This window comes from Paenibacillus illinoisensis NBRC 15959 (assembly GCF_004000925.1).
GTDB classification, from domain to species: Bacteria; Bacillota; Bacilli; order Paenibacillales; family Paenibacillaceae; genus Paenibacillus; species Paenibacillus illinoisensis.
Window position 1 is genome coordinate 1 of the sequence record NZ_BIME01000016.1, and the last position, 22,626, is coordinate 22,626.

Here is a 22,626-nt window from a genome sequence, read left to right on the forward strand (position 1 = left end):
CAAAAGAAATTAATCAAAAGCATACAGACTTTTATTCAAATAGTTTCTTCTATATAAAGATACGAAGTTTACAGCAGAGCAGTTATATGATCTCAACCATCAAAAGGTCAAACCGAATAAAGTCCTGACCATAAACGTTGCAGCTTATCCAAGATCTCTTCAACGTCACATAAACATAAAGTTCTACAAGAGCCCTTTTATTGATCAAACTCATGCTGCGTATCTTTATTGACGTGCTTTTCGAAGCCAAGCTATAAATCATCTCACCATATCTCTCACCAACTTTCCCTTCCTTCTATAATAGAACGAAACTTATCCACTATATAATGAAAGGAACAGTATTATATTTCTCAAGCGAGGTTTAATTCTAATTCTATATTAAATAAAAAAAGACGAAAGCCCTGATTAAGCCCAGGAGCTTTCGTCCTTCTATATAGTAGAACTGAATTATTCTCCACCCATAAAGATATAGCGGGCAAGAACAATAATTGCGAGAATCCACATCAACCAGTGAATCTTCACTTTGCGATCCGTAACCAGGTTGCTGAATACGGCCAGAATGACATAAGACAGAATACCTGCTGAGATCCCGTTTGCAATTCCGCCTGTGAAAGGCATCAATACAATTGTAAGGAATGCAGGGAACGCTTGAAGGAAATCATCCCACTCAATGCTGCGCACCTGGCTCATCATCAATACACCTACGATAATCAGGGCAGGAGCTGTAGCAGCAGATGGAACAACCAACGCAAGCGGAGCAATGAACAGCGCCAAAATGAACAAGATCCCGGTCGTTACCGAAGTCAGACCTGTACGTCCACCCGCTTCAACGCCAGAAGCACTCTCGACGAATGCCGTAATAGTACTCGTACCCAATGCCGCACCTGCACTTACACCTACGGCATCGACGAGCATTGCTTTACCAATTGTTTTCTCGCCTTTTTGCTTGTCTTTCATAATCCCCATCCGGGTCGCAGTCCCAACCATTGTACCGAACGTGTCAAACAATTCAACGAAGGTAAAGATGAAGATAATTTCAAACAATCCAAGGCTGATTGCGCCCTTCAGGTCCAACTGTCCAACAGCCAGATCACTGAAATTAGGCAGCCAACTTGCACCGGATAGTCCGCTAAGATTCGTAACACCCATTGGAATACCAATTAGAGTTGTAGCAACGATACCAATGAGCAGCGCACCTTTTACACGCATAACCATCAGTACAGCAATAAGGATCAATCCAATCAATGCCAGCAGCGCATCATGATGCGTTACAAAATTACCGAGCGACAAGTTGAAACTGCTCCCGGGAATCGGCTGGCTAAGGTCTGCATCTGGCGCAACATTAACCGTAACTGCAACGAGGTTGGCCAATTTGAAACCTACAATAGTAATAAAGAGACCGATACCGACCGTAATGGCCATTTTCAATGTTTGAGGTACAGCAACAAGCAGCATCTGACGAATTCTCGTCACGGTCAAGATAATGAATACGATACCCGAGAGGAATACCGCTCCGAGAGCAGCCTGCCAGGTAATTGCCCCATTAGAGCTCAATACCACCGTCATGAAGTATGCGTTCAATCCCATACCCGGCGCAAGGGCGATCGGGATGTTAACGAACAATCCCATAATGATTGTCATAAGCCCAGCACCTACGGCTGTTGCAAAAAACACTGCGTTATCCGACATCCCAGCCCCGGTTGATCCGAGGAACAATGTGTTAACAAAAAGGATGTACGCCATGGTCATAAAGGTAGTAAGACCCGCAACAATCTCCGTTCTAACATTCGTTCCGTTTTCTTTTAGTTTAAAGAAACGATCCATAATCCACTAACTCCCCCTTAGAGATGTTGAAGCCATTTTGAAAAACGACAAAGACCCTGGACGGACTTACTTCACCCAGGGTTAGCTATAAGGAGAGGCGTAGCCTACTGCCAAGAACAAAAAAAATTCTAATGTGCGTCCATTATAGTTAACCACGCAGTCATATAGAATTTTGCTGTGCTTAGCTTCTCCTGCTCGTAGCCAGATCATTAGGGTGATCTTGTAGAAACTCCCGGGCCATATCCCCAGGATTATACGAAGTAGTATGCGCTATTTGTTTGTTTTCCCATCCCTATTTTAGAAGCGCCGACCTTTTCTGTCAATGATAAAAACGAATGTTAATTATATGTTTCTACGGAAACGTTCGTGTTCTGAAAGCGCTATACATTTTATCGCAAAAAAAGCCGCCGTATATACGGCAGCTCATAATCCAACCTATACATTGTTCCTACTGTAAAACAACAGTTTAACAAACAATGCAGCAACTCAACATTATCCTTTAATTCCCGAATTCAGGTTAATCGATTGCAGGAAATACTTTTGTGCAAAAATAAACAGCACGAGTGTTGGAATAATGGCCAGAATCGCCGAACCCATCAGTTGTCCAATCATGCGATAATTGCCGTAAATATCCTGCAACAATAATAGTCCCGCGGTAATCGGCATTTTCTCGACATCTGTGTATACGATAACCGGCCATAGGAAGTCATTCCAGGACCCAATGAACGAGAATAGACCGCACACAATCAATACCGGTTTCACCAGGGGTAAGATAATGGAGTAATAAATCCGGAAATCACTTGCACCATCAACCTTAGCAGACTCGTCGAGTTCGCCAGGTATTCCTTTCATGAACTGACGAACGAGGAAGATATTCCCCATACCAGCCAGCCCTGGAATAATCATGGCCCAAGCTGTATTGACCCATCCAAGCGCCTCAATGATTTTGTAGGAAGGGATCAGGTTAACGACACCCGGGAAAAATGAAATCCCGAGAAGCGTGAAAAATAAAGCATCTCTCCCTTTGAACTTCAACCTTGTGTATCCATAGCCTGTAAGGGAAATGATAAAAACGACAAGCACCGTGTGAGATACTGCAATGAGCAGTGAGTTGCTCAACCATCTCAGAATCGGAGCGGTTGATGTATTGTCCAGTATGGCAACGTAGTTATTAAAGTCCCACTCTTTGGGAAATAACCGGAACCCGGCCGACACCACTTCTGCCTGCGAGCGAAACGAAGTCGTAATCCCGAAAATAACGGGCACCACCCATATGACACAAATGGTTACCAAAAATAGATAGGATATATATTTGGAGATACTTATTTTTTTGACCATGTTGATATACCTGCTCCTTCCCGATCCACGTTCGATCCTGCTCCTCTAATTGGCGTTCCGGTTCATTACGTAATATTGCAATGCGGAGATGACCAGAATAACCAGTCCTAACAGCACAGCCATGGCGGAAGCCATACCTGCCACTGACTCACCGGAGCCAAACGCAAGCTGGCGAATATACATCATGAGAACATGCGTAGTCTGCTGTGGTCCACCATCGGTCATCATCAGCGGCTGACCAAATACGTTAAACGAACCAGCTGTTGTCATGACAAATGTAAAAATCAACGGGAAACGGATGGAAGGCAGCGTAATGCTGAAGAATCGGCGTACCGGACCGGCACCATCCATCTCGGCTGCTTCATACAGATCGCTAGGTACACCATTAATGGAAGCGCGATAGATAATCATGTTACCTCCGACCGCTCCCCACACAGATATCACAATAATAATGATCCAAGCATACGGTTGATTGGCTGCCCAGGATATCTCTGATCCAAATACGTTACCAGTGATGCCGAGCTGTTTATTGAAAATAAGTGACCAGATGAGCGCTGCGGCAGATATGGAGATCATACCTGGAATGTAGATAATCGCCTGCATGAAGCCTTTGAATTTCACCTTTTTATGTTCAAGGGCTACCGCAACAAGCAGCGGAATAATGATTAAAGGCGGAACGCTCAGTGCCACGAAAATCAACGTATTCTTCAAACCATTAAAGAATTGAAAATGAAATGAGGAATCCTGGTCGAACAGGATCGTCCTATAATTTTCAAAACCGACCCAAACCGGATCGTTAATTAGGTTCCATCTGGTGAAAGAGGCATAAATCCCGTAGATCGTTGGCAGCAGTATAAACACCAAAAACAGGATTAGATGAGGACCAACAAATAAGAACGGTGCAAATGATCGTTTATTCATATCCTTTCATTTCTCCTTTGGGAAAAGCAATGTGCCACCCTCGCGACACATTGCTTCTATTACAGTAGACTGGCAAGATGTAAGATACATCCGAAATGCAATTCAAGTTTTACTGGGCCCCACTGCTTCCTTGAGCAATTTTGTCCTCAACCTCTTTTTGCATCGTTTGCAGTGTCGCATCCAGCTCCACATTGCCACGAACGATATCAGCCGCGTATTTGTCAACTGCTTCAGCTACATACGGGTAATACTCGTAAGTGTAAATGTAGAGTGACTCAATCTCCTTCTCGTCGGAAGTGAAGAACGACTGCATGTAATCTTTATACTCCGGACTCTCAATTACCTGTTTACTTGCAACGGTTTGTCCCGCTTTGGCCCATTCCATTGAATTCTGACGGATAAACTCCAGGAATTTACCGATCCCTTGTTCCTTCTCGTCCGTTCTCGCTTCATTGTTCAGCATGGCAAACAAGTGAGATGAAGAACGGTTTGTAAACTTATCAGCCGTAGGTGAATATACATTGGTTACACCAAAATTAAGACCTTCAACAGTGGCGTGAGCAGTTGAGCTCCATGTACCATCTGTGGAAAACAAAACATTGCCGGATTGGAACATCAGGTAACCATCTTCACCGAACGGAGTCATAAGACCAGCATCGGAGATCTTTTTGACATTTTCAAAAGCAGCCTTCATCTCAGGGGTATTGAGCGCTGGTTTTCCATCCTTCTGTACATCCCCGCCTACATTTTGCAGTTGTCCGAGGATAACCCATCCAAGCAAAGCATCATTGACGACGAAGTCTCCCTCGTCCAGTTTGCCTTGCAAGGAAAGCATCTCATCAATCGTGACAATATCATCATCCAGGAAGGATTCCACGTTATACTTTTTCAGCAAATCCTTGTTGTAGTACATGGCATTACTGTGAATATCGAGAGGAACAGTGTACTGTGTCCCATCAATTGTTCCCGTCGACCACGCTTGCGGCAAATAGTTCTCTTCCTTGATTTCCGGCTGCGCAGCCAGCATTGAAGTCATTGGCTCAAGCACGTTTTGCTTCACAAAGCCAGGAACTCGGTCAGCATGGATAATAGCCAGATCCGGTATACCTTTACCGGAGTTAATTACCGTAGACAGCTTAGTGTACATATCAGATGTAATCACATGTTTTACTTTGATTTCTGGTTCGGTAGCGTTATATTCTTTAACTAACTGGTCCATGTAGGCCCCATCCTCTCCAGTCAGAGGCGTCCAGAACGTAATCGTATTTTTGTCGTCTGCGCTGCATCCCGACAACACAATCACCAGCAGAAACAGCGTCGATACCATGAGAATAAAACCTTTTTTTGTACGTTTCACACAAGAACCCCCCTAGAATGATCAATCCTAAGCACATTTGTAAACGCATTCATATTATCGAGAAAATCACAGGGATCTGCAGTTTTTCTTTGGAAACTGTCCCTGTATACCGTGTATACCGTGTATACTTGCTGAAGGAAGCTTGCCTAGGAGCACTCCCTTCGCTCTATCACACAAACGTTAATAAATGAATTAATCATTAACGTTTGTGTGAATTTATCGTAATTCATAGCGCTTACATTTGTCAACCACTTTGTTCCATTTTTATTTTTTATTTATGCTATAGCTCTATACGTTCACCGGACGACCATCTGGAACGGGTTTGCCAAAATACGGGAATCCAAACTCATCCCAACCAAAGACCTGTGCCCGCATGTGGCGATTCGGATCATAAAGTGGGTCTCCCTCAATTTCTTTATAATTGCGAGCATGATAGACCAAGATATCCTGGCTTCCGTCCTCCGACACGGTGAAACTGTTATGCCCAGGGCCGTATTGTCCCGCCTCTACATCGGTTTGGAATACAGGGGCCGGAAGCTTTGTCCAACTCTTTGGCGACAACAGGTCGCTCCCTTCCTCTGCATACAGCAATCCCATGCAATAATTATGATCAGTAGCACTCGCGGAAAAGGATATAAATATTTTGCCGTTTCTATTCAACACCGCTGCGCCTTCGTTGACCAAAAAACCGATTTTCTCCCAATCATGTGTCGGCTCAGCGATCATCACCTGTTCGGAAGCGAGTGTCCACGGATTTTCCATGGATGCAATATACAAGTTGGAATTGCCTACGATGTCCGGATCTTTCTGTGCCCAAACTAGATATTGAACGTCTTTATGCAGGAATGAGGTCGCATCGAGTGCGAAGCTCTCCCATTTTGTCTTGATTTGCCCCTTTTCTTCCCACACTCCTTCAAGTGGGTTCTCCGAGGCATTTTCCAGCACGAACATGCGATGGTCAAAAAGCCCTTCCACCGTAGCCGTTGTTCGTGCTGCAGCAAAATAGATATACCATTTACCGTGGACAAAATGAATTTCCGGTGCCCAAATGTTGGCACTCATCGGTCCTTCATCATATTTGCGCCATACAACGACGGGCTCAGCGCTATCCAGCTCTTGAACAGTGCGAGCTCTTCTAACCTCAATTCGATCATACTCAGGCACGGAACCTGTAAAATAATAATAGCCGTCGGTATGTTTGTATACCCATGGATCGGCTCGTTGCGGTATAATCGGATTAACAAATGATTCCTTCTTCGAAACTGTACTCACGCTGTCATCTCCTGTTCTGCACTGATTGATTAACGTTTTTGTTCATATATTCGTAAATATGTTATTAATTCACCTAAATATTAAGTTATCGAGCAGCACGTGTCAATGAGTTAGCAGGGTTTTTTTGGTTATTTCATGGTTTGTTTTTACATTTTTCCGAATTCTTCTGTTTTTAAGTTGTATATCTGGTATTATTTATATAAAAACGTTGTGATTATTTTCGAATTCCGATATTATAATATTCTACGTTTACTATTCACATAAATGTTAATATTTCATTTCTTCGGAGGAATTACATTGAAAATCGACCTGAACGAAAAAAACCTGCATATCTTCGAAGCCCTTTCTAGCAGTGTACGCATTCAGATCGTTCATCTGCTATCCAAGAACTCTATGAATATAAAAGAACTGGCCGAAGCGCTTGGACTCAGCAGTGCCATTATGACCATGCATGTCAAAAAACTTGAAAAAGCCGGTGTTATCGAATCCAACATGGCCCCGGGCAAAGGCGGAGCGGCCCAAAAGGTCTGCTCTCTTCGCATGGATACTCTTGAAATCGCATTCCCGACCAAGGATGTCATCCAACGTGAGATTCACAAAACTGAAATCTCGGTAGGACATTTCACTGATCTGCAGATCAAACCGACTTGTGGCATTTGTACAAGGGATTCCATCATCGGTATTTTTGATGATCCCCGGTATTTTCTTGACCCTGATCGATTAAAGGCCAAAATTTTGTGGTTTGGACAAGGGTTTATTGAATACAAGGTACCGAACTATCTAATGGGTGATGAGAATCCGGAGGAATTGGAGATTTCAATGGAAATCTCCTCGGAGGCACCACTGACCAACAATAACTGGCCTTCAGATATTTCGTTTATCGTTAATGGCGTTGAGGTAGGGATGTGGACGAGCCCAGGTGACTTTGGAGGAAAAGGCAAACTGAATCCGCCTTGGTGGTTTGAGAGTGTAAATCAGTACGGCCTCTTGAAACATCTCATTATCAAAAAGGAAGGCACGTTTATGGATGGCGTGAAACTGTCTGATGTTACCATCGATGATATCGGCATCCGTAACAGCTACTGGTCCCTTCGCATTGCCGTCAAGGAGGATGCAGAGCACATTGGTGGCGTTACGTTATTCGGAGAAGGATTCGGTAACCATAATCAGGACATTATTTTCCGTCTGTATTACACCGACAAAACTGAAAAGCCTGAGTAAAATATGAGTTTGTGAGCTTAGCAATTCTGAGTTAAACATTACTGGGACAAAAAAACTCCCTTTGACATGTGTTATACATGATCAAAGGGAGTTTCTTTTCGTTCAATACCGTTTATTTGTAACCTATTCCCACTCAATCGTTGCTGGTGGTTTGGAAGTTACGTCATAGACGATCCGGTTAACGTTATCGACCCGAGGTTTACGAATTGCCATTCGACCTTCCACTTTTTAGGTTAATTTTTTCAATAGAAGTTGTATACTTAAATTAGGATTGGAGGAGAAATATGAGAATTAACAACAATTTACCTGCCTTAATGGCCAAAAACAGACTGAATATTACTAATAAGAATACAAAAACTTCTTTTGAAAAACTTTCATCCGGTATACGTATTAATCATGCTGCGGACGACGCTGCTGGTCTAGCTATTAGTGAGAGCATGCGTGCTCAGATTCGGGCTTTAGAGCAAGGAGCAAGAAACATCCAAGATGGAATTTCCTCAATTCAAACTGCAGAAGGTGCACTTGATAGCATAACAAACGTGCTTCAAAGGATCAGAGAACTAATTGTTCAAAGGGAAAACGATACATACACCTATAGCGATAAAGAGACAATTAACCAAGAAATTACACACAACCTCCGAAATATAGAATCTATAACAAACAACACACAGTTTAATGGAATCCATCTTTTGAACGGATCATTTACCAATGTTGCTGTCCATACAGGAACCGAAACGATTCCGATAAGCATTAATGACATGCATCTGGACCTATATTATCGGGAAGATTTTAACGATCAGAATAGATTCTCGCAATGGCAACCTGCTCAGGGCTCCTGGACAGTCCAAAACGGTGAGTTGACACAGTCGACTCAAGGCGTTGGTGACAAGACAATTTTATCAGAAGTTATTCAAGGCGATAATATGACTATTACGGTAAATGGAAAATTCATTACTGCACATCCAGATGGAAATATAGGTATCATCATTAAGGGAAACGACTTTAACAACCAAGTCTTTGGGTGGTATAGCCAATACGGTGGATTATATATTGGAGAACGCGTAAATGGGTCATATCGATTAATTACCTCCATAGTGGTGGATCCTGCACAATTGGATCAGAACTATGAACTTACTGGAACTGTTGTAGGCAATTATTATACTTTTTCTGTCTCTGGTGTAGGAGATATCGAGGGTTATTCCGCCAATACAACCATGCTGGAAGGATACACCGGATTGTTCACCGCTTTTTCAGAAGCAAGTTTTGATGATTACGAAGTCATTCCTCACCTCACAGTATCGGATATAAAAACGGCTTTAGATAAAGTCACGGGAGAGCGTGCGAGATTAGGCGCCTACCAAAATCGACTAGAGTACGTCTATAAAAACACATCCAACTATTCTGAGAACCTTACAGCTTCTGAGTCGCGAATCAGAGACTCTGACATGGCCAGAGAAATGATAAAAATATCTAAACTAAGTATTCTAACCGAAGCTTCTGAAGCCATACTTGCTCAAGCTAACAGTCAACCACAACGATTACTGGAGTTACTCAGAAACTAGAATTATTACTTTATGTAACCAGAAATTGAATAAAACAAAAAGCTCATTCTTGATAATTTGTTATCAAGAATGAGCTTTCTCATTATTAGACATTCAAGGATTCCAAACATATAGAGTTTCTAAGTGTATGAAATCCACGAGTTTTTTTCAATCTATTCCCACTCGATGGTTGCTGGTGGTTTGGAAGTTACGTCATACACGATACGGTTAACGTTATCTACTTCATTAACGATACGCACGGAGATTTTCTCCAGTACATCCCAAGGGATACGTGCCCAGTCGGCCGTCATACCGTCGATGGATGTTACGGCACGAATACCTACAGTGTAGGAATACGTACGAGCATCACCCATAACGCCTACGCTCTTCATATTCGGCAGAGCCGTAAAGTATTGCCAAATTTCGCGGTCCAGACCCGCTTTGCCAATCTCCTCACGCAGGATATAGTCGGAATCACGAACGATTTTAAGCTTCTCTTCGGTAACTTCACCAAGAACACGGATCGCAAGACCCGGACCTGGGAAAGGCTGACGGTGTACAATTTCGTCCGGCAAGCCGCACTCTGTACCCACTTTGCGCACTTCATCCTTGAACAGGGTGCTCAGCGGTTCAATCAGCTTAAAGTTCATATCTTCAGGCAATCCACCCACGTTGTGGTGAGATTTGATCGTTTGCGCTGTCGCTGTTCCACTTTCCACGATGTCCGTGTACAGTGTACCTTGCGCCAGGAATTGGAAATCATCAAACTGCTTGGACTCTTCATCAAATACGTAAATAAACTCGTTACCGATAATTTTACGTTTTTGTTCCGGATCATCCACACCAGCCAGCTTGGACATGAAGCGCTCCTGTGCATCGATTTTGACAACTTTCATGTCGAATTTGCCAACAAATGTCTCCATTACGCTTTCGGCTTCGCCTTTGCGCAGCAGACCGTGGTCGATAAACATACATGTCAGTTGGTCACCGATCGCTTTGTGAAGCAATGCAGCCACAACAGAAGAATCCACACCACCGCTAAGTGCACACAGTACTTTACCGTCGCCCACTTTTTCACGAATATCCTTGATCGTGTCGTCAATAAATGTTTCCATCGTCCAGTTGCCTTCGCAACCACAGATGTTAAACAGGAAGTTGCTAATCATATCGTTACCACGAACAGAGTGACGTACTTCCGGGTGGAACTGAACAGCATACAATTTGCGCTCATCGTTACTCATCGCAGCGATAGGCGCACTTTCCGTGCCTGCATCCAGTTTGAAGCCCGGAGGCAATGTAACTACATGGTCACCATGACTCATCCATACCGTATGTTCACCTTCAATGCCCTGTGCCAGTGCAGCACCTGCGGCAAACTCAAGGTCTGCTTTTCCGTACTCACGTTTCTCGGAACGTTCTACTTTACCTTCAAGCTGCTGTGCCATAAGCTGCATACCGTAGCAAATCCCGAAGATTGGAAGTCCCAGATCATACACACCCGGATCTACATGCGGAGCGTTCTCAGCGTACACGCTGGAAGGACCTCCGGAGAATACAATACCTTTTGGTGACAATTCTGCGATCTTCTCTGCCGGTGTGTTATACGGCAAAAGCTCGCTGTATACGCCAAGATCCCGGATTCTTCTGGCGATTAACTGGTTGTATTGGCCCCCAAAGTCAAGGACAACCACAATTTCATTTTGCTTATTCATTACCGTGCCTCCCTCAATTAATGAAACTAATTATACGCAACGACAAAACATACCGTCAAGGAAAGACGAAACTCCTTTTTGTGGGCAGTTTACAACATTTGATATGAAGACACCTTCAATGTGAGTTTTCTACAAATTCCCCACTTCCATTCGCTTCATGTTCAAACGAGTGTTTCATGCCAAGCTGTATGTAATACAGACACTACGATGACAAGCCAAAATAGAAAGAAATCGCCCAAAGACGCCTTGTCCGCACTTCGGCGAGCAAGACGTCCCAGAGCGATGTTATGGTACTTGCAGGCGCCGGGCGAGGCGAAGTGCCCGGCGCAGGAATTCAAGACTGTCCGCGCGCAGCGGACGGTCCGGCCCGTACAGCAGCCGTTCCCAGTCGGCTGCAAACCGCGCGATGTCCGCGGCGTCCGTGCCTGCGGCCAAGGCAGGTGACGCTGCATACTCCCGCAGCGTCATCCCCGGCGGCCGCGGGCCGTACCGCCGCGCGAGCGCGGCCCAGACCGGAGCTGCGGCGCTGAGCAGCCGCTCACGGTCCGGGAAGCTGCTGCGCGGCCATGCCAGCAGCAGCCTGAGCCGCAGTGCGGGGCGAAGCCGCCGCATGCGCAAGGCCACGGCAGCGGCCAGCAGCACCGCTGCCGCAAGGGCTGCCGCGAGCCATGGCTCCGCGGCAAGAGCACGTGCGCGCGCCAGCAGCCAGGCGCCCGCACTATCGATCCCGCCCCCAGATTGCGGCGGGATCTCCTCGCCGGGCTCTGCCCCGGTGACTGCTGCGGCGTCCGTGCCATCGCCTTGCGGCAATGCGAAGCCCGGCGTAGCCTCAAACGGCATCCAGCCTGCGCCAGGGAAATACACCTCCACCCAGGAATGTGCATCCCCCTGGGTAACGACATACTGCCCCGATACCTCAGGGTCCGGTGAACCTGCACTGAATCCCTTTACCCAACGAGCGGGAATTCCCTCTGCGCGAAGCAATACAACCATCGCCGTGGAGAAGTGATTGCAGTAGCCTTCCCCTGTGACAAACAGAAAGTCATCGACGAAATCCGTTCCGCGAGGCGGCATGCGCGTGTCCAGTGTATATTCGGCATGCTCTGCCAGGTAGGTCCGTACTGCCTGGACTGCATCATAACGCGTTTCGCTCTTCTGGATAATGTCGCTTGCAAGTGATCGTACCCGCTCAGGGAGAGATTCGGGCAGCTGCAGGTAGGTTCTGCGGATGGCTGCCGGATCCTGACTCGAACTACGCGCCTCGCCCAATAGACGAAGCTGTTCTGGCGATGCCGCGGGAATCATGACGTCGGTTGTATACGTTTTGACCGGTTCACGACTGCTGGATCCGGCAAGCCAGAGCGTAGCCGAGTCTGCATCGGAGAGCAGGGCCATTCTATTTTCTTCGTTCTGTTCATTCTTGTCCTGAAAGGACAGGTTCAAAGGTACTCCTCCCGTAAAGAGCGGATTAGGTCCCCTCCACGGACGCTCCATCGTGACCGTTTGGCGAATGCGTGTCCAGTAGGCTTGGTTCTCCCAGCCATCGGCACGAAACAGCCCTGCCGGGCTGGCCTTTTGAAAGTTTTGTGCAGGATCACTCCATGTACTGCCGTTATAATATGAACGAGTCTCCCCGCGCCAATACGTGACTTGAGGACTCTTCGCTGTAAAAAAGACGGCATTTCCTTGTACCAATGGAGATCCCATCGGCGCATCAGATGTGCTGTATCCCGTGACAGATGCCGAAGCAGGGATGCTGCCGCGTGGTGTATAGCCTGCCCAGCGGGCAAGGCGTTCTCCAATCTGATCAAGCGATATCCGTTCCGGTTCAGGCACCGGGACAACACGACCGGGCAGAGCAGCAAGCAATACCATCCCCGCTGCTGCAGCAGCAGCCACCGTACACCAACGAACATAGGGATATCGGTGAAAGGCTGGTGTTGTGCCCCCTTCCAACAGACGGAGCAGTTGGAGAATGGTCTGGATCAGCAGTATCCATAGAACGGATCGCACTACGGAGGCGTAGACATCCAGCCCGGCCAATGTTTCCAGGAGCAGCAAATAAAGCAGGGTAGCACTGCCGAACAGCATCACACTCCGACGCATCAACACAAGGGACTGCACGGAAGCCATGAGCATGCTCCAACCACACATCATCAATAAACCTCTTGTCTCCGTACTGATGGAATAAAAGTGCCCACTTTCCATGAATGAGCGTATATCCTCCATCCATGTTTCCGGGTAACCGAGAGCCCAACCGGCAGGATCACTGCCTCCATACATCAGACATAGAGCAGTAAGAGCCACAAGCAGTCGAAGCGCTATCCCCAACATCCAGCCTGTACGCAATAATCCTGCCATCAGGAGCGCACCCGTAAGTCCGGCCATCACCGTCAGAAAACGCCCACTGCCCTGCTGTCCCGAGGAAGTAATCGGGTAGATCCATTCCAAGGAGAGAAGCAGCAGCAGAACAGAAATACTTATCTTATACACGGCGGGCTCTCTCTTAGAACGCTGGGATTTGGATCCCTGACCAAGTACCGAAACTTCTTCGGCAGATTGGACAACTGTCATATCACCACGATTACGCTCCCACATCCGAGACACCCGCCTTTCCAACGAAAGGCATGGATTGGTCTGCGACTGAGCTGATTCTTACGCCGCTAAGCCGAAGCTGTTCCGTCCACTGGTCAGCCGGGTTCCCAAGCCCTCCCTGAACTGTATTCAATTTGGCTTGTTCCTCACCCATCAGTGTTTCGGTTAACTGCACTTCTATCTCATGTCCCAACTCAGCCGCACCCATCACCCATCCCGTCAGTACGGCATCCAGTCTGCCAGTAAGGACAACAATGCGTGTCCCCGCGGGCCACTGATCCAGCATGGTTGCATCCGCCAAGGATGAGACGGATAAGTCAGCACTTGATATACTTGCCTGGGCCAGGCTGTCCAGTGACAGATTTACATGCTCGGCATGGATCAGATCACTTAACCACCCGGATTGCTTATCCGGACCAGCCTCTACCCCTGTCCTCCAGAGTTGATAGGGAACATCATCACGTACAGCTGTAAACACCCAGCGGGCAGCCATGTTAATGGCACGTTCAAACGCCTGATGCTCCTTTGCCCCCTGAATTCGTCGTTCGTAGCCAGTCTTACCTTCATACAGCAGAATACCCAAAGACGTTGATTCCGATATTTCAGGCAAAAAGGTTTGAAGCTTGCCCGTCTTGGCCGTACTTTTCCAATGTATGCGTCCCAATGGATCTCCTGGTTGATACTCGCGGTACTCGGGACTTCGGTTACCTTGACTGGTTTTTGAATTTGCCGAATTCCCCTCATCTATAGCCGCAAATGCTGTAGACTCACGATCCCCGAATGTTGATCCAGACGGAACGACAGCAAGAGATGTCCCACCCACCGTTTCCACAGAGACGGTGTTCCATCCGAATACATCTCCCCAGTACAGTTGGCCTGAACCCCATTGATACAACCCTCTTCGCAAGCCGGACATTTGATATTGGTAAGCAAACTTGCGTCTCATTCCCGGAAAAAGTAATTTTCGATGCACTCCAGCGGGCGTATCCTCACAGAGCATGATCCAAAGCAGTGGAATTCGGCATTCGAACTCCACTTCCACCTGAACACGCACCATCTCCCCAACCATAATTCGTTCCGAATTCATTTGCCGGCGAATGCGAATTCGGCGCGGCCCCAATAGATGAATGACCAGACCGCTAATCAGGATGAGAGAGACCGTAATGGACAAAAACAGTGCCGCCTTGCCTCCATGCCATAGGTAAAGACAAGCAAAAGTTGCTGCCAAGACTGCATGGAACAGCCATTGAACAGGCGCGGTCATGATCGCCGGCCCCTTCCCTGAACTGTCATTTGTACCGGTACGGGAACCGATGCTAGTGCATCCTGAATGACTTGTTCCTGACCCCGGAATGTCTCCGTCCTGTTCTGCCCTTTTAACCCGATTCGGTGGGCAAGCACAGGCTGAGCCACCTCTTTGACATCATCCGGAATGACATAGCTTCGCCCTTGCAGGTAGGCATATGCTTGCGTTGCAACCATCCAGGCCAGTGTTCCGCGTGGACTGATGCCGAGCCTCACGGCCGGATGATTACGCGTAGCTACAGCCACTGCAACCAGGTACTGCTTGACTACGGAATCAACGTGCACATGTCTAACTTCGCGCTGCATCGCACTCACTTCTTCAGCGAGCACCACTGGACGAAGTTCATCCAGCAACTCTCTGCTCTGCCCTCTGGTTAGCAACTCGACTTCCTGTTCCGGTTCCGGGTAACCTAGTCCTATTCGCATTAGGAAACGATCCAGCTGCGCTTCGGGTAACCGATACGTGCCCTCGAACTGCAGCGGATTCTGCGTTGCCAGCAAAAAGAACGGCCTTGGCAAGACATGTGTCGTACCATCCACTGTAATACGTCGTTCTTCCATTGCTTCCAGCAGCGCTGACTGGGTCCGGGGCGATGCCCGATTAATCTCGTCAGCCAGTACAATGTTGGACATGACAGGACCTGGCCGGAATGTGAATTCACTCGTGTGGGGGTGATACATGGATGTCCCAGTAACATCAGCTGGCATGACATCGGAGGTGAATTGAATCCGGCCCATGGAACAGCTCAATGAAGAAGCGACAGCCCGAACCAGCATTGTTTTTCCTGTCCCGGGTACATCTTCCAGAAGCACATGACCCCCACCTAGCATTGCAGTAAGGACATATTGAATCTCTTGTTTTTTGCCTATAATTATACTCTCGACCCGCTTGATCACCCTGTTCAGCAGCTCGACCGCATGTTCATGTTCCATTCGAATATACGACATCCTCATTCTCCTTCCATTCTGGGCATTCAGAGCCATAGTAATCTATGATTCATTGTTGCCCGGAAGTAGAGAGATTAGTCCTGTCTGGATGCGTTAATTCATATCGTTCTGTACAGGTAGAAGTTTAACGCTGCCGCAAGAGGCATATTGGCCTTCACGATCCACTCGGATTCATTGGACTGAAGCGAAGATACATCCAGCCCCATTAATTCCAGCAGTTCTCGCAGTGGAACCCATATCGTCCCCCCTTGACTCTGCACTGCTCCCTCTATCGTTCTATCATTCGATAGATTCGCTGATGTGGATTTCAGTTCACCGCTGACGCTGTTCGCCTGGATCACTTTATCCTTCCATAGCGCAGTCGCTGTTCTGGATTCCACGTCCCAGCGAATGCTGCCGCCAAACTTTTTCATAAACGGTCTTAATGGCACCATAATTCGCTGATCTTCCACGCGGAATTCCCCTGGCTTCAGTGTCCCCGCAGCAAGACCAATCTCTACCTTGAGTTCCTTGCCGGATAACCACAGGTTACGATTGAATTTCACATGCTCCGCCACCCACTCGGCGCCAGGTGCCTTGCGAGATTTGTATTTCCCTTCGGGATGAACACGGAATTGCACAGGTGGATCCTCCGCTCTCATGGTGTCAAAACGATATCCGTGATCCCGGTAGTATTTGATTATTCCGGGTAGCGCCTTGACCGTCTCCCCATGAGCTCCACCATCGTGCATTAACAAGATTACTGAACCGGTACCGGCAGGCACCTTGGTGGAATTGCGCAAAATTTCTTTGGCTGGCACACCCTTGCGCTTTGAATCACCGCTGTCTACATTCCAATCCATCACGGTGTACCCGCCCAACTTGAGCAAATCGAAATAGTTTTGATCAAAATGTCCATATGTTCCGCCAGGTGCACGTACCAGGTTGGGACGGAAGCCGGTGATCCGGTTCACGATGTCTTCTGTCTGCTTCACCTGTTTCCAGAACGATTTAAAATCACTATACAGCTCATCATAATGATGGTTATAGGTATGATTGCCAAGTGCATGTCCCTCTTCCACAGCAGCCTGAATCAACTCGGGATAACGTTCTGCCTGCTCTCCCAGGACAAAAAATGTAGCCTTTACCTGTTCCTCGCGCAAAATATCCAATACTTCACGGGTATGCTTGCCTGGTCCGTCGTCAAAACTCAAATAGACTACCTTTTCCTTATTGCTCTCTTTGTTAGGTGCAACAGCTTCTGCGCCAGCAGCGTAAGAAGGAAATGCTGTCCAGGCATAAGAAGCAAATACGCATATTATTACCGCAAGACGAAGCAGACACGATGGCCATGCGGGAAAACCATGCTCATGTATGGATTTGGCTTTTACGGATTGCTCTGCTTTTTCCACCATTGTGAAATCCGGTCTCTGCATCATTTACGAATCATCCTCCAACGTCTCTAGTGATTCTGCTGATAGACTTTAGCAGATTTGTTAGAATTATATGGAGGCTTACCAGAAAAAAGACGCGTTTCTGTTTTATATTTTTCACAATTTGGGTTAGCTCATGATTGATTCTTGGCTTGGGATTGGGTAGCATAATGAACAGGCACTTATTACCGAAATCACTGCTATTACGGGGATAAGCACTGCAGATTGTTTCATATGACGGCGGGCTGCAATGATCGTATACAAGACAGCATGGAGAGTCATCCGATTCCCCTGTCTTCAGGAGAGTGAATCTATTGGAATTGCTTGAAAAGATCCAACATCTGTTCGGATCCTATGGATACAGCGTTTTGTTTTTTGGCTTGTTGCTGGAATTTATCGCTCTTCCCTTCCCGGGAGAAACAACCATGGCTTACGCAGGATACCTATCATACAAGGGTCAACTGGACTTCGGGATTCTTGCCATCCTTGCCTTTCTCGGAACGACCATCGGCATGACGATCACTTACTTTATTGGTGCCAAAGCCGGTCTGCCCTTCATTGTCCGTTACGGAAAATGGTTTCTATTCAAACAGGACAAGCTGGATAAAACGCAAAAGTGGTTCGCCAAATACGGTAATGCTCTGATTTTCATCGGATATTTCATACCTGGTGTCCGGCATTTTACTGGGTACTTCGCAGGTATAGCAGCTGTTCCTTTTCGCAAATTCGCTCTATATGCATACTCGGGTGCACTGTTCTGGGTCGTGTTATTTCTGGGCATTGGAAAAGTATTTGGTCCACAGTGGAACGCGGTGTTCCATCTTGCGCATCAATATGCAGCATATATCGTTGCAGGCATTGGATTGTTACTGATCGCTGCCGTGCTGTACCGTTATCGGAAAGCTTGGGGACAACGCTCAGTCCGCAAGTCTTCTCCAATCAGGCAGAAACAAAATGCAGAATGAAGCATATCCCCGGAGTCGCCACCAGTGCGACTCTTTTTTAATTAACTCCTTTTAAAAGCATCCCTTCGAATCCATGCATAAGCCGCGAGCAAGAACGCAATACATGCGAACCCCATTCCCCCTGCAAAACCAAGTCTGCGCGGTTCTATCACCTCCAGCAGTATGCCTGCGCCAAACATGGATAACCCAAGCATTGTACTGCTGCATGCCGTCACTAAACCATAGACAACTCCGCGGTATTTCTCTGGTGTTTCCCGCATCAGGAGCGTATCGAGACACGTGTTCCCCATACCTGACGTAAAGGCCAGCAAAATATACATCAGTACAGCAATCGATGCGAACCTGGTCTCACTTAACAGCATTAATAAGCATCCTTCGATCAACAGACATGCCACAACCCCAGGGAGCAGCCACAGCTGCAAATAACGAGAACCCCAGCTGCTGAGCACAAGGCCAATCCCCAGTGCTGCATAAAACAGACCCACACCCCAATCTCCGAGTTTGAACACTTCAATCGCATATACACTGATCAGAACATTATCAATCCCATTAATAACGGGAACCCACAACTCAAATGCAATAAGAATCTGCAAAGGGACCGATGAGCAGATGAACTGCCACAGCATAAGGACAACCCCTTTACCTTTACTCTTTCGAGCATGCGCAGGCTGTCTCCCCACCATCTCATCTACTTGCTCAGTTCTAAGTGGTGGAAACGAAATCTTGCGAATCAGAGCAGCAGCAAACAGGAAAGCAAGTGCATTGGTGACAAAAGCAGCCTGAGGACCCAATGTAGCCGAGACGATACCCCCTACAAAAGCGCCCACAATGAGAACGGATCCGTTCATGACTTGTTCGAGCCCATTAATCCGGTGCAAGTTTTCCGAACGTACCAGCAAGGGGATTCCCGATTTGCGGACAGGCGCATATAGCGCTTCTGCGCATGCAAGCAGCGTACTCGCTGTATAGAGAATCCATAGATCATCTGCTTGATGTACGAACAAAAAGCTTAAAGCCACAGGTACCCTTAGAAGATTGGTCACAATCATAATCGTTCGCCGGCTGAAATGCAGCGTCAATACACCCCCTAGCGGTGCCAGAAGAAGAAAAGGAAACACCCTCAACCCGAGCGCCAAACCTACGGCAAGACCTGAACCGGTTGTACCAAGAATCAAGGCCAGCATGGCAACCTGACTGAATCGATCACCAATTCCGTTTACCAATCCTGCCATGAAAAGCTTCCTGTAATCGGGTTCTGCGTGCAGCAAGCGTTTAAAACCAAAACTGAATGTCATTACGATACCTCACTTATTAGTTAGATAATAATCTAATTAGATAATATTCTAATAACTTGAAGTTGGCAATCTACTTTTGTATGTGCACCGTTCTGATGTCACTTCTTTTTTTGTCATAAGTTGATTTCATCCAGGTCATACTAACTTGCAAATATAGGGAGGTATGGGGGTGAAAGTATGAGTTCTGCAGCGCAGAGCGATCATGAACAGAAACTGATCTCTCCGAATCTGATTGACAATACGGAATATTGCAAACAAGTGATGGGCCAGAGCAACGACCTGATGATCCGCCCGCTCCAATGTTTACATAAGTGGCCATCGATTCTGCTGTACATTGATGGGTTAGTCGATGTTCAAATACTGAATCAGGCCATTCTGGTATCCCTGCTTCAGACACATGATCTTCCAGAGTTCTCGGCTGAAGACGAACGCCTAAGCTATCTTCAAAATGACATTCTTGCTGCCAGTGATGTGCTGCTGGTAGACAATATGCAGGATGTACTTAATGCCTTATTGTCTGGTTCTGCAGTACTGCTAATCGAAGGCTCAACCAAAGGCCTGAAGATCGGAGCAGCCGGCTGGGAAGATCGCGCTGTTTCTGAGCCTGTATCCCAAACCGTCGTACGCGGACCCATGGAAGGCTTTAATGAAAATTTGCGTACAAATACCTCTTTGATCCGTAAACGGATTCGTGACCCTCATCTGTGGATAGAAGAGAGAGAGATCGGACAAGTGACCAAGACCAAGATAGCCGTATTATATCTGGAGCATATCGTGGATACCGAGGTGGTAGAGGAGCTCCGGCGCAGACTCGATGAGATTGACATCGACAGCGTACTGGAAAGCGGATATATCGAGGAATTGGTTCAGGATAAGACCGGGACAATCTTTCCGACGGTATATAACACGGAGCGGCCCGACACTGTATCTGCTGCACTCCTGGAAGGCCGTGTTGCCATTATTGTGGATGGTACCCCATTCGCCTTATTGGTACCAGCCCTGTTTGTACATTTTTTTCAATCTGCAGAAGACTATTATCAGCGTGCTGATATCAGTACATTAATTCGGATGATTCGTTACCTGGCCTTTTTTATCGCTTTGCTTGCTCCGTCCTTCTACATCGCCATCTCGACCTTCCACCAGGAAATGCTGCCGACAAACCTGCTGATTAGTCTGGCAGCTCAGCGTGAAGGTGTTCCTTTTCCAGCCTTCATTGAAGCTATTTTGATGGAGCTTACCTACGAGATCTTGCGGGAGGCCGGAATTCGGATTCCGAAAACGGTCGGTCAGGCTGTATCCATCGTGGGAACACTTGTCATTGGTCAAGCGGCAGTTGATGCGGGGGTTGTGTCTGCAGCAATGGTTATCATCGTGTCGATTACCGCGATATCCAGTTACGTCATTCCAGAGAACGGATTATCCATCTCGGTACGGATATTGCGTTTCGTATTGATGATTCTGGCGGCTGCCTTTGGTTTCTATGGCATTCTGGTCGTTCTGCTCATTACAGTGACTCATCTGTGCAGCCTTCGCTCGTTCGGAGTACCTTACATGTCACCATTTGCACCGCTGGTTCAGAAGGATCTTAAGGATACAATCTTCCGCGTACCCTGGTCTCATATGAAAACCCGCCCTCTGAGTACGGGTACACCGAACAAAACAAGGCAATCCAACAAAAAAATGAAACGCTGATCGCGGCAAGGAGAACACCGTATGAACAAGTGCTTCCGATTGGTTTTATCCCTTGTGGTTCTGCTCCCTCTCCTAACCGGCTGCTGGGATCGTAAAGAACTCAATGAACTTGGAATTATGCTAGGTCTCGGGGTAGATAAGGACGGAGATAAAATCAAGGTTAGTGCCCAGGTGGTCGTTCCCAATGAGGTATCCTCCAAATCCGGAGGCGGGAAAGGCACTCCTGTAACCCAATATCAGGCTACTGCAGACACACTATTTGAAGCCATTCAGAAGCTGACTGAGACCAGCCCACGTCGCATATTCATGGCTCATGTGCGTATTCTTGTCTTTGGTGAAGAATACGCACGTAAAGATGGAATATATGATGTCATGGAAGCCATGATGCGGGAACCTTCTGTACGGCCAGATTATTACGTCATGGTTGCTCGCAAGACAACGGCCTCCAAAGTGCTGGATCTGCTTACCCCACTGGAGAACATTCCTGCTGAGAAGCTGTTTAATTCCCTGGATGTATCCGCTAAAACCTGGTCTCCGACAACCACCGTGACGGGAGACCAACTGGTCGATAATATGTTGACACCCGGCATACAGCCTGTAATTACTGGTGTTGAGATTATCGGAAAACAGGAGATAAGCGGAAGTAAGGACAATATCTCTTCTATCCGATCTCCAGCGAGCCTTCACACGACCGGATTAAGTGTATTTAGAAAGGATAAGCTGATCGGCTGGCTAACCGAGGAGGAATCAAAAGGATATAACTACATTCGGGATAATGTGGTATCCACGGTAAGTCATCTTCCCTGCGGCAAAGGTGGAGCCGTAACCTTCAAAGCACTGCGGACCTCGACGAAACGAAAAGCAAAAATCGTGGATGGAAAGCCTGTTATTCATATCAAGCTTGAAAATGTTTCCTCCATCGCTGCTGTGGAATGCGGCGTCAAGATCGGTTCAATGAAAACACTCAGAAAACTGGAAGAGGAGAGTGAGGAAAAACTAATCGAGCTTATGCAGACTTCGGTGAACTCCGTGAGGCGAAAATATCATGCCGATATTTTTGGATTCGGGCAGGAAGTTTACCATGCGGATCCCAAGCTTTTTAAAAAGATGGAGAATGACTGGAACAAGTACTTTGACAATCTGGACGTGAAGTACGAAGCCAACGTACAGATTAAACGTACGGGAACACTGGACAATTCATTCAAAAATGATATCAAGGAGTGAGACC

16 protein-coding genes, 1 pseudogene and 1 riboswitch are annotated in these 22,626 nt (G+C 47.0%); of the genes and pseudogenes, 5 read left to right on the forward strand and 12 right to left on the reverse strand.

Annotated features, from left to right (window positions below):
• Positions 1–447: 447 nt before the first annotated feature.
• The 5 genes from PIL01S_RS26685 to PIL01S_RS26705 all read right to left on the reverse strand — a co-directional run bounded on the left by PIL01S_RS26685 (position 448) and on the right by PIL01S_RS26705 (position 6,712).
• A complete protein-coding gene (locus tag PIL01S_RS26685) occupies positions 448–1,824 on the reverse strand; it encodes an NCS2 family permease (RefSeq protein WP_127540654.1) in 1,377 nt (458 codons plus the stop codon).
• Between the two features lie 178 nt (positions 1,825–2,002).
• Positions 2,003–2,103: riboswitch (purine riboswitch) on the reverse strand.
• A 213-nt stretch (positions 2,104–2,316) separates the two neighbouring features.
• Positions 2,317–3,162, reverse strand: coding sequence for a carbohydrate ABC transporter permease (locus PIL01S_RS26690; protein ID WP_095293153.1), 846 nt, complete (start codon positions 3,160–3,162; stop codon positions 2,317–2,319).
• 45 nt (positions 3,163–3,207) lie between these two features.
• On the reverse strand, positions 3,208–4,083 hold the full coding sequence (locus PIL01S_RS26695) for a carbohydrate ABC transporter permease (protein WP_095293154.1): 876 nt from the start codon (positions 4,081–4,083) through the stop codon (positions 3,208–3,210).
• A 109-nt stretch (positions 4,084–4,192) separates the two neighbouring features.
• Positions 4,193–5,410 (reverse strand): extracellular solute-binding protein, encoded by a 1,218-nt coding sequence (locus PIL01S_RS26700; RefSeq protein ID WP_127540827.1) that lies wholly within the window; start codon positions 5,408–5,410, stop codon positions 4,193–4,195.
• A gap of 318 nt (positions 5,411–5,728) precedes the next feature.
• Complete coding sequence (locus tag PIL01S_RS26705; protein ID WP_127540656.1) at positions 5,729–6,712, reverse strand: glycoside hydrolase family 43 protein; 984 nt, start codon at positions 6,710–6,712, stop codon at positions 5,729–5,731.
• 297 nt (positions 6,713–7,009) lie between these two features.
• Here PIL01S_RS26705 and PIL01S_RS26710 point away from each other — a divergent pair, with 297 nt between their 5' ends.
• Positions 7,010–7,933 carry an ArsR/SmtB family transcription factor gene (locus tag PIL01S_RS26710; protein ID WP_127540658.1) on the forward strand — a complete coding sequence of 308 codons (924 nt, stop codon included), beginning with the start codon at positions 7,010–7,012 and terminating at the stop codon, positions 7,931–7,933.
• Between the two features lie 123 nt (positions 7,934–8,056).
• Here the strand turns inward: PIL01S_RS26710 and PIL01S_RS26715 are convergent.
• Positions 8,057–8,125, reverse strand: a pseudogene (locus tag PIL01S_RS26715) (GMP synthase (glutamine-hydrolyzing)); the annotation flags it as partial.
• Positions 8,126–8,217: 92 nt separating this feature from the next.
• On the opposite strand from PIL01S_RS26715, the gene PIL01S_RS26720 reads away from it, so the two are divergent.
• Complete coding sequence (locus PIL01S_RS26720; RefSeq protein ID WP_127540662.1) at positions 8,218–9,495, forward strand: flagellin N-terminal helical domain-containing protein; 1,278 nt, start codon at positions 8,218–8,220, stop codon at positions 9,493–9,495.
• 152 nt (positions 9,496–9,647) lie between these two features.
• On the opposite strand, the gene guaA is transcribed toward PIL01S_RS26720, so the two are convergent.
• The 5 genes from guaA to PIL01S_RS26745 form a co-directional block, all read right to left on the reverse strand.
• Positions 9,648–11,186 (reverse strand): glutamine-hydrolyzing GMP synthase, encoded by a 1,539-nt coding sequence (guaA, locus tag PIL01S_RS26725; protein ID WP_127540664.1) that lies wholly within the window; start codon positions 11,184–11,186, stop codon positions 9,648–9,650.
• 285 nt (positions 11,187–11,471) lie between these two features.
• The gene (locus PIL01S_RS26730) at positions 11,472–13,784 is read right to left on the reverse strand and encodes a DUF4129 domain-containing transglutaminase family protein (RefSeq protein WP_127540666.1); all 2,313 of its coding nucleotides are present in this window, start codon (positions 13,782–13,784) and stop codon (positions 11,472–11,474) included.
• The gene (locus PIL01S_RS26735) at positions 13,771–15,045 is read right to left on the reverse strand and encodes a DUF58 domain-containing protein (RefSeq protein ID WP_127540668.1); all 1,275 of its coding nucleotides are present in this window, start codon (positions 15,043–15,045) and stop codon (positions 13,771–13,773) included. The genes PIL01S_RS26730 and PIL01S_RS26735 overlap by 14 nt, the downstream gene beginning before the upstream one ends.
• The gene (locus tag PIL01S_RS26740; protein ID WP_127540670.1) at positions 15,042–16,034 is read right to left on the reverse strand and encodes an AAA family ATPase; all 993 of its coding nucleotides are present in this window, start codon (positions 16,032–16,034) and stop codon (positions 15,042–15,044) included. Before PIL01S_RS26740 ends, PIL01S_RS26735 begins: the two co-directional genes overlap by 4 nt.
• A gap of 98 nt (positions 16,035–16,132) precedes the next feature.
• Positions 16,133–17,452 carry a polysaccharide deacetylase gene (locus PIL01S_RS26745; protein WP_246058574.1) on the reverse strand — a complete coding sequence of 440 codons (1,320 nt, stop codon included), beginning with the start codon at positions 17,450–17,452 and terminating at the stop codon, positions 16,133–16,135.
• A 308-nt stretch (positions 17,453–17,760) separates the two neighbouring features.
• Here PIL01S_RS26745 and PIL01S_RS26750 point away from each other — a divergent pair, with 308 nt between their 5' ends.
• Positions 17,761–18,411, forward strand: coding sequence for a DedA family protein (locus PIL01S_RS26750; protein WP_127540672.1), 651 nt, complete (start codon positions 17,761–17,763; stop codon positions 18,409–18,411).
• A 41-nt stretch (positions 18,412–18,452) separates the two neighbouring features.
• On the opposite strand, the gene PIL01S_RS26755 is transcribed toward PIL01S_RS26750, so the two are convergent.
• Positions 18,453–19,706, reverse strand: coding sequence for an MFS transporter (locus PIL01S_RS26755; protein WP_127540674.1), 1,254 nt, complete (start codon positions 19,704–19,706; stop codon positions 18,453–18,455).
• A 177-nt stretch (positions 19,707–19,883) separates the two neighbouring features.
• Here PIL01S_RS26755 and PIL01S_RS26760 point away from each other — a divergent pair, with 177 nt between their 5' ends.
• Together PIL01S_RS26760 and PIL01S_RS26765 are read left to right on the forward strand one after the other, a co-directional pair.
• On the forward strand, positions 19,884–21,398 hold the full coding sequence (locus PIL01S_RS26760; RefSeq protein ID WP_127540676.1) for a spore germination protein: 1,515 nt from the start codon (positions 19,884–19,886) through the stop codon (positions 21,396–21,398).
• Between the two features lie 21 nt (positions 21,399–21,419).
• Positions 21,420–22,622, forward strand: coding sequence for a Ger(x)C family spore germination protein (locus tag PIL01S_RS26765; RefSeq protein WP_127540678.1), 1,203 nt, complete (start codon positions 21,420–21,422; stop codon positions 22,620–22,622).
• Positions 22,623–22,626 lie beyond the last annotated feature (4 nt).